The following is a 16,454-nucleotide window of genomic DNA, read 5'->3' on the forward strand; positions in this document are numbered from 1 at the left end:
CAACTGCGTTAAGGGTGTTCATCAAAGCTCATCCTTGTTGCGGCCGTACCAGGGCTCATTTGCCCCGATCCCCACCGGTTCCAAATGTTCACTCAAAGGCCCCAGTGCGTTCCAGAAGCCGTCGGTGACCAGCACTGACAGGTTGCCCATGCGCCGCAACTGACTCACCAGCACACTGGGGGTGGCCGCTGGCCAGGCGCGCAGCATAGCGGCTTCCTCTGCTGTCATTGCAGGTTCGTACTTGAGCAGCGCTCCCCGACGGCAAGACAGGTAGATGCTCTTGGCGTCAGGTAAATTACTGCGTATGACCGAACGATAATTGTCCAGGTCAGTACTGGAGACAAAATTAGCCAGCAGGTTGATGTCAACCGGGAGCTGACTGCGCGTACTGGGCATTGCCTTATAAAAGGCATGCACCGCTGCAATCTTGTAGTTGCGCAGCACATTGGTCTCCGGCACGTCGAATCCGGCGTGATCCTTCCAGAACAAACTTTCCAACGTACTGTCGCCAAAACCGGGGCGTTCCTCCACGGGATCGATTGCGACAAACCCGCCAACTCTCGGCGGCACCAGGACTGCCCCTAGATACGAACGATCAACAAAGGGGGCAAGCATACGCTGAGCGTACCGGGCGGCGTCATCGGCATAGAAATACCATGGACCGCAGAATGAATGGTAATAAGGGTCGTCAGCAAAATCGTGCGGCAGTCGATTGGGAGACCACAGGGCACCGACCAGCTCCTTGCGGCCCCAGGTCGGGCTGGTGACCCGGATGTCCAACTCTCCAATGCTCGCCAACTCACGTATGTAGTCCCGCACTGAGAGGTAGCCCTTATTCACGCCTTCGGCGATGTGGTACAGGTCATTCTGCCACTGCGTCACAGCAGCTGATTTAGGCACCTTGTACCGCAGCAACGCACCGTCGGCACATAACAGGTAAAGCGGCAGTGTCAGTCCATTACGGGGGCTGGTCATGTAAATCAGCGCTTTCGCAATCGTGACAGGCGAGAAGAAGGACCGGGCCATTTCGTCTTTCGCCGGGGCAATCGTTTCAGTCGATGCGCACAAGTACAAGCCATGCATCTGGTAACCCTGGGGTAATTGGTCGCCGGCAAAGACGGATGCCAATGCGCCAAATTGCGCTCTGACAAGAGGTAACGTCGCCATGTAAAGGTCCCGTCCGAATGCCTTCAGCACATAACCAACCGCCACTTGAGCCTGTGGTTTCCAAGCCAGCTGGACGTGTCGGACGGCATCAAGGGCACGGGTGAATATCGGACTGCACGGTGAGTCCGCTGCGACTTTGCGCACCTCCAATGGGTTTATGATGTATTGATTCAGCGCGAACTCAGGTTTGAGTGTCCTTGGAAACCCCCACAATGCATCTCCCTTAACAACCCGCAAGAGGCCAGCCTTGGCCACTGCATTGACGAAATCCTGCGGTGACAGCGCTCCCGTGCGAAGTTGCTGCTCATAGTCGTTGTCGGCCAAATCACCTTTGACGGGGTTGAGAGCACGCAACTTACGATTCAGCAGCTTTTCCTCCTCAGAGTCTGACAGGTCGTAGCTGAGAATCGCCCCGTTTGCTCCGAAAACGTACTCGCGCTTGATATGCGCCTCTCTGTCTAGCAGCTCTGCCAGTACAGCACTGGGAATCATGCTTTGGTAGACCGATTTTTGTAGGGCCGACAGCAATAGGGGGACTTCTTGAATGGGTAGGGAGCGGTAGCGAGCGATGATCGTGCCCCCCCCAGGATAAAGCCCCGAGGCAACGCTGGCATCAGGGTAGATCCAATTCAGTGACACCCCCCGCGGCGGCAGTATCAGGGGTTCAGTGGCCACGCACAGACCGCTGGTCAGCTTGAGGATGACGCCGCCATAGGCGCGGCGAAAGTGGTTGCCAATGGAGCTCAGGGCATGACGGGCCGCATCATCAGCCGAGGCAAACGCAGGGCTCAATCGGCGTGCAGTCAAGGTTTTGTAGCCAGCCCAGTCTTTACTGACAATACCGACCTCATCCCAACACTGGCTGGTACGCACCACTTGTAGTTCGCCCTTGGTTGCCCACTGCCTGACAAAGTCGAAATGTGTCTTTATGCCAGAATCCAACTGCGTCTGTGCCAGCGCTAACAGGGTGTCCGCCTCACCACCGGCTTTCACGTCGATAGGAGAGGCGCGAAAACTTAACAATGCACCGTCCAGAGTCGAAAAGAAGATGGGCAGATTGCGTGTTTGATTCCGCTGAGCTTCATAGAGTGCGGAATACAGTACTTTCGGCATGACGAAATACAACGTCAGCCAAGCATTCGCTACAGTGTTCCACTTCGGCGACCATTGCTGTGACCTGAATAAGGCATGTAGCTCAAACCCTTCGGGCAACACAAACTCGTCACGGCTCGTTCGAGCAAACAATGTGTCGAGGTCGAACAAGTCGCCGGCGGAGAGAGCACCCACTGCCTCGGTCGCAACGTACTGTTCCTGACCTTTGCGTTTGAGGATAAATGCAAAGCAGGCCTGCGCGTCGAGGTTGCGACCATGCACTCGCTTATGCAGGTCGCGGGCGGCATCATTGAGGGTTGTGAATAAAGAACCATAGGTAACGTAGTCAGGCGGGCCGCTTCTAGGTGCATAGTCAAAGTCTGGCGTCCAATCGCTGTAGACAACCCCGCGCGGCCCCCACAACGAATTACCCTGGACAATCTTGAATTCGCCCGCAGCGGCTAACCTCGTGACCCAATCAGCGGGTCTTAGCACGCCGCGATCCAGCTTACGTGCAAGCCCATGCTCTCCAGCAGACGGGTTTAGATCTTCCCGTAGCAGCTCCTCATTGGACGAATGGTTCGGGGCGTATTCCAGTAAACAATCCTGCGCTCCGGAAAGGTAAGCCACCCGCCCGGTAATGAGGGTTGAGTACATTTCATCGCAGGAAAATACCTGCAGGTTGATCAGCGCTTCCTGCCGCGTCCACCGCCGCTGCTTTACCCAGTCAGGATCGAGCATGGACGGCGCCGGATGAGAGCCATAACGTGCATACAGCTCATAGTGTTCGGGAGGAATCAGTGCGCCCTGTTCACCCACGGGGAAAAACAGCATGAACGCAAATGGATTGCCGAAGCTTTGCTTGGGAAGGGTGATTACAAAACGACCGTCGGGCCCCTTCAGCACGTAACCGCCGTAGTAATGAGCTCGAGCGTTGCCAATCTGCTCATGGGCGTACAACGCAGCGTCCCGAGATGACAGAAACGAACCACTCAAGGTCATCGGGTGCTCTGTCGACAACACCGCCGAACGCTTATTCACCCGCCCTACCTCACGCCAGACCTGGCCTGCCCGAACCACCCAGAGGTCCGTGACATCGATCACCCTGCGCAAAAAGTCGCGTGGCGTCAGGGTGCCAGCGGCCATCTCGGCCTGGGCACCGCTGTCATTGATCCCCCCATCACTGCTTCGTTTAAACAGCTCGGCCGCCAGATACTCCTGAGGGACTTTAAGTTTGAGCAACGCTTGATCCAGGGTATTGATATAGAGGGAAAGTCCACGCTTCGGGTCCTGAAGAGCCAACGTCCTGCTTCCCTCTCGGATGGCAGCCCCCAGTTGCATCGGTGTGAAAAGCACATTGACCAGCCAGTTTTCTCGAGCAGCAACCCTACTCACTTCAGACCCCTCACTGAAATAGAGGGCTTCCAGGCGATACTCAGCGGGTAATTGCAGCCGCCCATCCGGTCCCTTGGGAAAGAGCGTATCGAGAGTGAATAAGGGTTCAAGACCGGGCGATGCCAAGGTTGCGACGTAACGATCCTGGCTGACGTGCTTGAGCACCACGCCGATGCGCGATTCAACCGTCTCTGGCTGCGGGGAAAACGCTGCCGTCACTGCCAACGACGCCTCAGGAAAGATCGCTGTGAACAGCGGCTGCTCGGTCACCGCCGACGAGGAAAAAGGTTCGAAAACCACCCAATCGGGCGGCACTTTGCCGCGAGAGCCACCCCACAGTGCGGTCGGCACAATTAAGTTTAACGAGCCGAAGGTCGAGATCTTTTTGATGAACTTATCATAGCCGCCGTACACACCAACCGGATCGTCGGGTGGTTTTCCGGCCTGGACCCAAAGGGCGAAACTGAACTCCGCCCTGGATCCGGAAGGGGTATGGCGGATCAGGGATCCGTCCGGTCCAGAGAGATAGGAAGACGGGAAAAAACTACGATCATGCACATCCCGATAAAAATCCGCACCGGAGAGAAACCCCAAAGCCGCCTTGGCCATGCGTACATCAAAGGTGAGGTTTCTCTGGAGCATCTTTTCATGTTGCGCAGGATGCGAATGGTAGGACGCGACGCAGGTATACCCCGGTGGTTGAAGATAGTAGCCATCGTTGCCGGTACCCACCACAGCCAGTAAATCGAACTGCATTCCCTTGCCCGCCACCGGCCGAGTCGCGAAATACTGGCCGGTAGGGTCTCGCACAATCACCCCGCCGTATTCAATGTCTCGTCGTTGACCAATTTCCTGATGAGCCCAGTTAGCCGCATCTGCCTCATGCAGAAACGCAGGGCTCAGGGGTGGCAGCTGGGTAGCCCCCCGGTTTGAGCTGGCAGCTCGCTCTTCGCGTGACAATCTGATAGCCATGACAACTCCTTGAATGAATGCCTGAGCACAGCGCCCGGCCCTTTCATTCTCAGAGTGCAGAGCTACTTCTGACCGGTAGATAAGTAGCGACAACACCGAGCACCACAACAGCACACCGTCGTGCCCGATTACCGCAATCGGGCGCCACGTTGGTGCGACCCGTTCGATTCGCACATTGGTATGACCCTGGCCTGGGCGGGGTGGATGAGTTCGGCACAGCCCTTGCTATCACCTCAGTAACGTCACTCATCTGCCCCTCAAAAAAATCGGTCTCGGAGATCGCACCATGAAGCGTCGCAGCTTGATCAAGGCTTTCACTCTCTCGGCATCCATTGCCGCCATGGGCATGACCTGGACGGTGCAGGCCGCCGAGACCATCAAGGTCGGCATCCTGCACTCGCTGTCCGGCACCATGGCCATCTCCGAAACGTCCCTTAAAGACATGGCGTTGATGACCATCGACGAGATCAACGCCAAGGGCGGCGTGAACGGCAAGATGCTCGAACCCGTGGTAGTCGACCCGGCCTCCAACTGGCCGCTGTTCGCCGAAAAGGGGCGCCAATTGCTGACCCAGGACAAGGTCGCCGTGGTGTTTGGCTGCTGGACATCGGTGTCGCGTAAATCAGTCTTGCCGGTGTTCGAAGAACTCAACGGCCTGCTGTTCTACCCGGTGCAATACGAAGGCGAAGAAATGTCGCCAAACGTGTTCTACACCGGCGCGGCGCCGAATCAGCAAGCCATCCCGGCCGTGGAATATCTGATGAGCGAAGAAGGCGGCGGCGCCAAGCGCTTCTTCCTGCTCGGCACCGACTACGTGTACCCGCGCACCACCAACAAGATCCTGCGTTCGTTCCTGCACGCCAAGGGTGTCGCAGATAAAGACATCGAAGAGGTCTACACCCCGTTCGGCCACAGCGATTACCAGACCATCGTCGCCAACATCAAGAAGTTCTCGGCCGGCGGCAAGACGGCGGTGATCTCCACCGTCAACGGCGACTCCAACGTGCCGTTCTACAAAGAGCTGGCCAACCAGGGCCTGAAGGCCACCGAGGTGCCGGTGGTCGCCTTCTCCGTGGGTGAAGAAGAGCTGCGCGGCATCGACACCAAGCCGCTGGTGGGTAACCTCGCCGCCTGGAACTACTTCCAGTCGGTCGAGAACCCGGTGAACCAGAAATTCGTCGCCGACTGGAAGGCCTACGCCAAGAAACACAACCTGCCGGGCGCGGATAAAGCCGTGACCAACGACCCGATGGAAGCCACCTACGTGGGTATCCACATGTGGGCGCAAGCGGCCGAGAAAGCCAAGTCCACCGACGTCGACAAAGTGCGCGAAGCCCTCGCCGGCCAGACGTTCGCCGCGCCGTCGGGTTTCACCCTGACCATGGACAAGACCAACCACCACCTGCACAAGCCGGTGATGATCGGTGAGATCCAGGCGGATGGGCAGTTCTCGGTGGTGTGGCAAACCAACGAGCCAATCCGTGCACAACCGTGGAGCCCGTACATTCCAGGCAATGACAAGAAGCCGGATTACGCCGTGAAGAGCAACTAACTCTCTGTAGGAGCCGGCTTGCCGGCGATGGCGTCCTTGAAATTGCCATCGCCGGCAAGCCAGCGCCTACACCGTCCGTGAATGATCAGGACATTTTGTTATGCCCACTGCCTTTTACCGCTTCATCCTTATGGCCCTGCTGTTGCTGCCTTTGGCGGCACACGCCAGCGATGCCGAAGACTTTCTGGCTGCCAACCCCAGCCAACAAGCGAAGCTGCTCCAGGACTGGGCCGCCCAGCCCGACCCGGCCCGCATCGAGTTGGTGGACGCCCTGCAACAAGGCCAACTCACCGTTAACGGCGAAACCAAGACCGTACGCCTGAACAACCGCCTGCGCGGCCTGATCGACAACGTACAAGCCAGCCAGCAACTGCTCGCCGCCGACCCCAAGGTCCGCCTGGCCGCCGCGCAAGCCCTGCAAAAAAGCGCGCAACCCGCGCAACTGAAATTCCTCGACCAGCAGGTCGCCGCCGAGACCAATGAGGACGTGCACACCGCTCTCAGCCTGGCCTTGGCCAACCTGCAATTGGTCGACCCCGACCCGCTGGTGCGCCTGGCCGCCGTGCGTCTGCTCGGCAGCACCGGCGACCCGCTGGCCCGTACCCGCCTTGAGGCATTGCTCGCCCCCGGCGTCGAAGCCGACGCCGCCGTGCACACCGCCGCCGAGACCAGCCTGGCACAGGTCAAACGCAAACTGATGGTCGGCGAGGTCCTCGGGCAGGCCTTTAGCGGCATGTCCCTGGGTTCGATTTTGCTGTTGGCGGCCTTGGGCCTGGCGATCACCTTTGGCTTGCTCGGCGTAATCAACATGGCCCACGGTGAAATGCTGATGCTCGGTGCCTACTCCACCTATGTGGTGCAGATGCTGATGCAACGCTATGTGCCTGCGGCCATCGAGTTCTACCCGCTGATCGCGCTGCCGGTGGCGTTTTTTGTCACCGCCGCCATCGGCATGGCCCTGGAGCGCACAGTGATCCGCCACCTGTACGGCCGGCCGCTGGAAACCCTGCTGGCCACCTGGGGGATCAGCCTGATGCTGATCCAGCTGGTGCGCCTGGTGTTCGGGGCGCAGAACGTCGAGGTGTCCAACCCCGAATGGCTCTCCGGAGGCATTCAAGTGCTGCCCAACCTGGTACTGCCCTACAACCGCATCGTGATCATCGCCTTCGCCCTGTGCGTAGTGGTGCTCACCTGGCTGCTGCTGAACAAGACCCGCCTGGGCCTCAACGTGCGCGCCGTCACCCAGAACCGCAACATGGCCGCCTGCTGCGGCGTGCCCACTGGCCGCGTGGACATGCTCGCCTTTGGCCTCGGCTCCGGTATTGCCGGCTTGGGCGGCGTGGCGCTGAGCCAGATCGGCAACGTCGGCCCGGACCTTGGCCAGAGCTACATTATCGACTCGTTCCTGGTGGTGGTACTGGGCGGTGTCGGCCAGTTGGCCGGTAGCGTCATGGCGGCCTTCGGGCTGGGCATCGCCAACAAGATCCTGGAACCCCAGATCGGCGCCGTGCTCGGCAAGATCCTGATCCTCGCGCTGATCATTCTGTTTATCCAGAAACGCCCGCAGGGACTCTTCGCACTGAAAGGACGGGTGATCGACTGATGAACCAGCCATTGATGCTTACGGCCACGCAAAAGGCCGGCCCCAGGGCGACGATTGCCGTCGGCGCGCTGATCCTCGTGGTGCTGCTGGCGCTGCCGTTGCTGTCGCTGCTGCCACCGGACCACGCGTTTCATGTCTCGGCCTACACCCTGACACTGGTGGGCAAGATCCTCTGCTACGCCATCGTCGCCCTCGCCCTTGACCTGGTGTGGGGCTACGCCGGCATGCTGTCCCTCGGCCACGGCCTGTTCTTCGCCCTGGGCGGTTATGCGATGGGCATGTACCTGATGCGCCAGGCGTCCGGTGATGAACTGCCGGCGTTCATGACCTTCCTATCGTGGACCGAACTGCCGTGGTACTGGGTCGGCACCGAGCACTTCCTCTGGGCCTTGTGCCTGGTGGTACTGGCGCCAGGTGTGCTGGCGCTGGTGTTCGGGTTCTTCGCCTTCCGCTCGCGGATCAAGGGCGTGTATTTCTCGATCATGACCCAGGCGCTGACCTTCGCCGGGATGCTGTTGTTTTTCCGCAACGAGACCGGGTTTGGCGGCAATAACGGCTTTACCAATTTTCGCAGCATCCTCGGCTTTGGCATTACCGAGCCAGGCACACGCGCCGTATTGTTCGTGGCCACGGTGCTGTTGCTGGTGGCGAGCCTGTTCATCGGCTGGCGCCTGGCCAGGAGCAAGTTCGGCCGGGTGTTGACCGCTCTGCGCGATGCCGAGAACCGCCTGATGTTCTGCGGCTACGACCCGCGTGGCTTCAAGCTGTTCGTGTGGGTGTTGAGCGCCGTGCTGTGTGGCTTGGCCGGGGCGCTGTATGTGCCGCAGGTGGGCATTATCAACCCCAGCGAAATGTCGCCGACCAACTCCATCGAAGCCGCCGTGTGGGTAGGCCTGGGTGGGCGCGGTACGTTGATCGGCCCGTTGCTCGGTGCCGGCGTGGTGAACGGCATGAAAAGCTGGTTCACCGTGGCCTTCCCGGAATACTGGCTGTTCTTCCTCGGGGCGTTGTTCATCATCGTCACCCTCTACCTGCCCAAGGGCGTCATCGGCCTGCTGAAGAAATGAGGAACGTCATGCTTGAACCTATTTTCGATGCAGGCAGCGGCCGCGATGCCATCGGCATTGGCCAGGCCGCCAGCAAGGGCCTGGACACCCGCCACGGCACCATCCTGACCCTGGAAGACATCAGCGTCAGCTTTGACGGCTTCAAGGCCCTCAACAACCTGAACCTCTACATCGGCGTTGGCGAACTGCGCTGCATCATCGGCCCCAACGGTGCCGGCAAGACCACGCTGATGGACGTGATCACCGGCAAGACCCGCCCCAGCCATGGCACCGCCTGGTTTGGCGAACACCTGGACTTGACCGGCATGAGCGAAGTGCAGATAGCCCAGGCCGGCATCGGCCGCAAGTTCCAGAAGCCCACGGTGTTCGAAGCCCTGAGCGTGTTCGAAAACCTGGAGCTGGCGCAGAAGACCGACAAATCCGTATGGGCCAGCCTGCGCGCGTGCCTGAGTGGCGAGCAGAAAGACCGTATCGACGAGGTGCTCGACACCCTGCGCCTCACCGCCTTGGCGCAGAGCCAGGCAGGGCTGCTGTCCCACGGCCAGAAGCAGTTCCTGGAAATCGGCATGCTGTTGATGCAGGACCCGCAGCTGTTGCTGCTGGACGAACCGGTGGCAGGGATGACCGACGCAGAAACCGAATTCACCGCCGAATTGTTCAAGCGCCTGGCGGGCAAGCATTCGCTGATGGTGGTCGAACATGACATGGGCTTTGTCGGCTCGATTGCCGACCACGTGACCGTGTTGCACCAGGGCAGCGTGCTGGCCGAAGGCTCGCTGGAGCAGGTGCAGGAAAACGAACGCGTCATCGAGGTGTACCTCGGTCGCTGAGCCGGACACGGACTGCTTTATGTGGGAGCTGGCTTGCCTGCGATACAGGCAACTCGGTGTAACTGATACACCGCTATCGCAGGCAAGCCAGCTCCCACATTTGATCCGGTTTCCAAACGGGAACCGAGGAGGTTTTGAGAATGCTGCACGTCGACAAGCTGCACCAGTACTACGGCGGTAGCCACATCCTGCGCGGGCTGTCCTTTGAGGTGAAGGTCGGGGAAGTCACCTGCCTGCTCGGCCGTAACGGCGTGGGCAAGACCACCTTGCTCAAGTGCCTGATGGGCCTGCTGCCGGCCAAAGAAGGCGCGGTGAATTGGGAAGGCAAGGCGATCACCGGTTTAAAGCCGCACCAGCGTGTGCACGCCGGCATCGCCTATGTGCCACAAGGCCGGGAGATCTTCGGGCGGCTGACGGTGGAAGAAAACCTGTTGATGGGGCTTTCGCGTTTTCCGGGTTCGCAAGCCAAGGAAGTGCCCGCCTTCATCTACGAACTGTTCCCGGTGCTGCTGCAAATGAAGCACCGCCGTGGCGGCGATTTGTCCGGTGGCCAGCAACAACAACTGGCGATCGGTCGAGCATTGGCCAGCCGCCCGCGCCTGCTGATCCTCGACGAGCCCACCGAAGGCATCCAGCCCTCGGTGATCAAGGAGATCGGCGCGGTGATCAAGAAACTCGCGGCCCGTGGCGATATGGCGATCCTGCTGGTGGAGCAGTTCTACGATTTTGCCGCCGAGTTGGCGGATCAATACCTGGTGATGTCCCGTGGTGAAATCGTGCAGCAAGGCCGAGGTGAAAATATGGAAAGTGAAGGTGTACGTGGCCTCGTCACGATCTGAGTTGAGCCTGCTGCGCTTTACGCAACGCCATCAAAAACCGCGAGGCGACATGCCCCTTGGGTTGCCAAAACCGGTCGGGCTCCAACACATGCAGCCTGCCGGAATTGAATAGGACCGTAAGGGCTTCGCTGGCCTTGAGCCGGGGTTCGTCCGATTCGGGGTCGACCCAGCCAAACAGCAACAGGTCGTGTTCGGCGCGTTCGAAACTGGGCGCGTAGACCAACAGGGCGCCATTTCTGGGAGTGAAGTAGTAGCGGGCGCCAGCCACTTTATCCTGCCTTAACATGTCGACCACAAACCGGAATTCCTTCTGCGAGATAAAGTTCTCGGCGATGGCGTGTTCATGCCGGTCGGTCAGCCGCTCCAGGCTGGCGTCCCATTTGTGCAATTGCTGCACCCCCATCACGCGGTAGCCCGCAGGGTATTTGGGACGCGGTTGAGTGCGTTCGTCCAGGCTCATCACCCAGCCAAACAGGCGTCGATAAGCACTTGTATTCATGCGTAGCCCCACGTGAACACTCGGCCCGCTGTCGTCCACCGGCTCACTGGCGAGATAACTGTTGCCTGCTGCATTTTTCAGGATAGCCCCCATGCTGGCCTTGCCTGGAACGGCCGGTGAGCGGCGCCACATATATCGCGCGGCATCGTCCGGGTGAGAAAACAGCGGCCCGAGCACCACCCGCGCATCCGGATCTTCGGCGACCGTGGTGGGTGTACCGGCTCTCCATGACTGTGACACCGGCCCTTGGCCTGCCCAGATTGCCCCCGTCACCAGCACCTCGAGCTGCCCGGCACGAGCGACCTGGCGTATGTAGTCGTGAGGGTTGAAGTTCCCATTCAACGTGCGGATATAGGCCTGCAACTGCGACTCTCCGTCCCAGTCACTGTCCAGGCGTGAGGCACTGTATTTGAGCAGGGCGCTGTCGGCGCAGGACAGGTACAACGGCAGATAAGGCGCAGCCCCGGCATTCTTTTCCGTACGCACCACCACCAACGCAGCACGCAACAGGCTCGGAGGGATGAAGGCGTGATAGACCGTTGATGCTCCCAACTCTTGCGGCTGGCGGGCCGGGGCGCACAGGTAGAGCGCCGCTATCGTGCAGCCCACCGGCAAACGCCCGCCCAGCAACACCCTGTCGTAGGGGAACCGTCGGTCCTCACCGTCCACCGGCCGGCTGGCCATACAGTGACCATTGGCCATCTTGAAGATGAAGCCGTAGGTCAGGTGGTCTCGCTCCCCGGCGTGTTCATGGGCGTCGCGCGCGGCGTCATCGATATGACTGAATACCGGCCCCAGGGCACGATCGGCCGTGGCACGGATGAACCGACCAGGGGTGATAAAACCACGTGCAGGTAGCCATCCGCGGCCCAGCACCTGAGCGTTGCCCCATAGTGCGCTGCCTTGCACCACGGTCATAGAGGCGACCTTGAGTACCCGATTGACGAACTCGACAGGCGTCAGGCTGCCGTCGCGCAGCTGTTTCTCGAGGGCATTGCTCAGCGGGTCGTGAGGCGTTTGCTCAGCCGGTGCCAATGCCTGCCGGAGTGCATCAAGGTCATTGGCAAGCGGGTCTTGCTGCGTCGCGTCCATTGCGCTTTTACAACTGAAACCGATCACCGAGCCGTCCAGCCCAAACAGGTACTCATGGCTCCACAGATGCTGACACGTAAACGCCGTGCCCAGCACATCGGTGGAAAACATCGCTCGAGAGACCGCCTCGCCATCCTCGTCCAGCACAAAGGAGGGCAGTACGTCTTGCCGCGAACGATAGCGCGCCACCAGGGTCATGCCTGGGGCCAACCAGTCCACACGCACATCTTCATCGGGCAGGATCCATTTGGGGTCGAAGTTTTCGGTCGCGACAGGCAGCGGCTCGGTGGCGACAAACAAGCCGTCGACGCGCTTGAGCAGCAAGCCGCCGTACACCCTGCCGCGACGATTGCCCAGTCGCTGGTGTGCGTAGCGCAGCGCATCCGCCTGGTGAAAGAACGCCGGGCTCAACGCCCTGCGACTGAAGTCGGCATACGGGATCCAATCGCTCCCTAGGCGGGCGACTTCCTCATCCCAGCATTCGCTGGGCACAAGCACGCTGAGCCAGCTCATGCTGATGACTTTCTTGACAAATTCCTGAGCCGACAACTGCCCGCCACTTAGAAGGGTATGCACGTCTTCAAAGAGGCCCGAAGGTTGTTTTTCCGGATCAAACAACCGTGTCGAAACGGCCGTCTGGTATTGGAGTAGCGCAGTGTCCAGGGTTGAAATAAATACAGGCAAGGTCACGCTGCTACCCTTGTCGCGCCAACGCCTGGCGGCCAGAAAGGCGCTGTACAAGTCTGCAGAGGACAGGAAATACCTGGCCAACCATCGCTGTGGATTTTGCAAATTATCGGGCATCCATCGGCGCACGTAGAACAGACCGTGAAGAGCAAACGCCGGCGGGTAAATGAACGTTCCGTCATCCTGGTTACCAAACAAGCTCGCCAGGGTAAACAGCGGGTTGGTGGCATCTGCGGGAACAGCCTCACTCACCACATATTCATCTTTGTGGATGTGCTTGAGGAGAAAGGCAAAAGCCGTCTGCGCCGATTGATAGCTACGTCGCAACCGCGTGTGAGCATCTATGACAGCAGATTTGGCAGTGGAAAACACCGCACCGAAGGCCACCTGCTGCGATTTTTCAAACGTCGCCGCTGGCGCGTAAGCGCGCCAGGTTGATGAAGCACTGCCAGGTAATCCCCACAAAGGACTGCCGAGCACAATGCGCAAGCCGATGGCCGACAAGTGCCGCACTCTGGCCTGCGGCTCGCGGGGCGCCGAGGAGGTGTCTGGGTTCAATTCATCCAATTGCTCCTTGGCGCCCGTAAGGTCAAAGGCAATCAGGGCGTGCTCGTCGCAGGAGAGGTAGCCGGTGGAGACCCAATGCCGGTTGCCGATGAGGTTGCGCAGATCAGCATCACTGAACAGTTGCCAATCAACACTGGCCTGCTCACGTGACCAGCCGTTGCGCCGCATGCGGGCCTTGTCCAGGCGGGCAATCGACCGGCAGGACGCGTATTGCCCGTAGAGCACGTAGGGCTCGGGGACCAGCAGCACACCGCTGTGGTCAGCAGGAAACACCGTGCCGATCGCAAACCGCTGCTCCTCCTTGCACGCCACCGGCAGCGTGGCGACGAAACGCTGGTCGAGTGTCTTGAGGATGCAACCACAGTATTCACCATAACGCTCGGAACCCACCTGTTCATGGGCAAACCGTGCGGCATCATCGGCCTGCAGAAACGGTGGACTGAACTCCGGCATGCGATAGCGCGCAAAGGGCCGCCAGGTTTGTTCCACGCGGCCTTGGACATCCCACAGCTTGCCGGCCACCAACACCGACAGCTCGCCCGCCGCCGCAACCCGCAGTACATACTCTGTAGGTGTCACGGCCCCGGAGCGCAAACTCGCCTTATGGCCATTATCGTTGACCTCTCCGGTGGGCGTTACGCCATAAAGCTGACTTTCCAGCGCGGTCCCGCTAAATTGATATTCCAGTTGCGCGCCATCGCGCGTATTCAAGTAAAGGGTTTTAACGGTAGCGCCTGCCTCACGGGAAGCTGCGATCGCCACCGCCAGCTCGTCCGGCGCCACGAAACACTCATACAACCAGCGTTGTTCGACCTTTTGGCCCAATGCTGGGCGGGAAGAAAAACACATCCCGTGCAGCTCAAACCCACTCACGAGCACTGGATGCCCCAGTGAATCACCCGAAAAAACGCTCAAGCCTGAAACGGCGTCCGCAAGCGCCGCCACATACTGGTCGAGCCCAACGGCTTTAAGGATAAATACGACAGATTGATTGCCAGTGGTTAAAGCCAACTGGTCGTGGCCATATGTTGCAGCTGTGAGTGCATCCTGAAATATCCAGCTGTATAAGGACGGGACAGGCGATGCGGCGACGAAGGGCTTGAACGGCGCCCAATGTGCGGGTACCCGACCTCGGCTCCCCCCCCAGACCCGGCTCGTCACCAGAACGGAAAACTCGCCGAGACGTGCAAGTTTTTTGACCATTTCAATCGGTGTGCCGTCAAACCCATCCATTTGGTTCTTAAACATTCCGGTGCGTATAGCCTCCTGCAGAAAGGCGCCGAAGGCGCTCTCAACTTGCGATCCACTGCGGACGTATTTGACCAATGAGCCAAGAGAGCTCGAAGTATAAAACGCAGACATCTTTTGGTCGTCGCGCATCATGTCTGCCACTGAGCGATAATCAGGTATCGCGTCGGACAGCGCTGCGTGTTCTCCTGGCGAGAGTTGGGGCAGTACCGTCCCATCAGACTGGGGAGACAACTGGGTCTCGTCAAAGAGGCTGTTGGCGACAAAAAAACCGTGGATCCGATAACCTGACGGCAATGCCATGGTGTGGAAGGTGCTGCTGTCCGCGGGGCCCAAATACTTGACCAAATCAGGCTGAGAAATAGGAGGCGTTGATACAAATCGGCCATCATTTCGCTGAAAGACCAAACCAAGCATCTCCCCGCTACGATCGCGAACTCGATCATGCAAATAACGGGCGGCATCATCCGCCGTGATAAACGCCGGGCTCATGGTCGCGTGCAACTGATCGACCAGAGTCAATTCCGGCAAAACTCTACCGACGGCAAGCCATGAACTGCCAGCTCTCAGCGTCTCCAACTCGCCAATGCCAGCCATATGCAAGAAGAACTGCCTCCCGGTCAGACGACCTTCTTTCAATTGAGCGTTAACGGTAGCGCCCCCCCTCCCCAGATACTGCACTTCGCTGTCACTTGCAGAAAACCGGTAAGACAGCAATGCACCATCGCCGCTTAACATGACCAGTCGCAGACGTGGCTCCTGCAAGTACAGCTCAGGCGATGTACGCAGTTGTTCCGCTACTCCGGCAAGTAGCGTCGGGGAAAAGAAGTGGCCGCTACTCGGGGTTTCGCGCGAGTCCTCCCAACAGTAAAGGGAACTGATTCGAAAATTGGCAGGCAGCCTTACCCCGCCATCCGGGTTCAGCGGGAATAACCGCTCTGGCGACGTCAGCCTAGCGGGCTCCCACTCCTTCACCATGACGAGGTATTCCTCTTTGTCGATGGCCTTCAGTTGGTAGCCGACCAAGGAGCCTGCCCTCTCCCACAAGAGGTCGCCGAAGTTCGGGCTGGAGGTAATCTTTTCGAAAAGCGGCGACAACACATCTGCCGCCAACGGTACGCCCATCCGCCAATCTTCGCCGACACGCCCACGAATACCACCCCATGCCTCGCTGGCAAGCACCACACTCAACTCGCCGACCCCAGCCATCATCGGGATGTAATCGGTAAAGAAATCAAACGGCCGACGGTCTTCGGGCCGCAGGCGACTGACGAGCTCACGCTCCCTGATCGAACCGCTGACCACGTACTTGATCAGCGCGTCTCCCGGTCCAGATAGGTAATGAGCGGGTACAACGGAGCCATTCTCGATGATCCGTTCAATATCGGCGTAAGAAAACATCCCGGAATAAACAGACCACATTTCATCGGACACAGTAGGCTGTCCAGCCGGTTGCGCCTGCGTCGGATGCGAGTGGTAAAACGCGTACGGTGTGTAGCCATCAGGGAAAATCATCTTGCCTTCAGGGCTTACCGTGACTAGATCGCTACGAACAAACTGCCCTTTACTCGGCTGAGGTATCGAGGCGAAAAAACGCGTGCCTTTCTTTAGAATCACGCCGCCGTACTCAACGCTACGCTCACCACCAATATGCCGATGCGCCCAATACGCCGCATCGTCCGCGTGTAAAAAAGGCCCTTCCAACGCTGATTTGTCTACTGAGGGGGAGGGACTATCATTTTGATGCGATTGATCCAAAGCCACTTTCGGCTCCTTCAGGGTTGAGGATTAAGTTCAAACATCCTCAACCAATCACGTCGACGCCATGCGCTACATGTTCACGG

Annotated in this window: 7 protein-coding genes; 5 read left to right on the forward strand and 2 right to left on the reverse strand. The window is 59.2% G+C overall.

Going from position 1 to position 16,454, the window contains the following annotated elements; genetic code table 11:
- Window positions 1-21 precede the first annotated feature (21 nt).
- Window positions 22-4,626, reverse strand: a complete 4,605-nt coding sequence (locus AC0IYN_RS07505; protein ID WP_471840953.1) for a DUF4329 domain-containing protein — start codon at window positions 4,624-4,626, stop codon at window positions 22-24.
- A 286-nt stretch (window positions 4,627-4,912) separates the two neighbouring features.
- Between AC0IYN_RS07505 and urtA the strand changes: the two genes are divergently transcribed.
- The 5 genes from urtA (at window position 4,913) to urtE (ending at window position 10,517) form a co-directional block, all read left to right on the forward strand.
- Window positions 4,913-6,178, forward strand: a complete 1,266-nt coding sequence (gene urtA / locus AC0IYN_RS07510) for an urea ABC transporter substrate-binding protein (protein WP_078046653.1) — start codon at window positions 4,913-4,915, stop codon at window positions 6,176-6,178.
- Between the two features lie 100 nt (window positions 6,179-6,278).
- Window positions 6,279-7,781: an urea ABC transporter permease subunit UrtB gene (urtB, locus tag AC0IYN_RS07515; protein ID WP_406598188.1), complete on the forward strand. Its 1,503-nt coding sequence runs from the start codon at window positions 6,279-6,281 to the stop codon at window positions 7,779-7,781.
- Complete coding sequence (gene urtC, locus AC0IYN_RS07520) at window positions 7,781-8,848, forward strand: urea ABC transporter permease subunit UrtC (RefSeq protein ID WP_457239023.1); 1,068 nt, start codon at window positions 7,781-7,783, stop codon at window positions 8,846-8,848. The genes urtB and urtC overlap by 1 nt, the downstream gene beginning before the upstream one ends.
- Window positions 8,845-9,678 (forward strand): urea ABC transporter ATP-binding protein UrtD, encoded by an 834-nt coding sequence (gene urtD, locus AC0IYN_RS07525; RefSeq protein ID WP_406598190.1) that lies wholly within the window; start codon window positions 8,845-8,847, stop codon window positions 9,676-9,678. The genes urtC and urtD overlap by 4 nt, the downstream gene beginning before the upstream one ends.
- A gap of 140 nt (window positions 9,679-9,818) precedes the next feature.
- Window positions 9,819-10,517, forward strand: a complete 699-nt coding sequence (gene urtE, locus AC0IYN_RS07530) for an urea ABC transporter ATP-binding subunit UrtE (protein ID WP_406598191.1) — start codon at window positions 9,819-9,821, stop codon at window positions 10,515-10,517.
- On the opposite strand, the gene AC0IYN_RS07535 is transcribed toward urtE, so the two are convergent.
- Window positions 10,507-16,374, reverse strand: coding sequence for a hypothetical protein (locus AC0IYN_RS07535; RefSeq protein WP_471840956.1), 5,868 nt, complete (start codon window positions 16,372-16,374; stop codon window positions 10,507-10,509). The genes urtE and AC0IYN_RS07535 overlap by 11 nt on opposite strands.
- Between the last annotated feature and the right edge of the window lie 80 nt (window positions 16,375-16,454).

Source organism: Pseudomonas sp. AC112 (assembly GCF_979253545.1).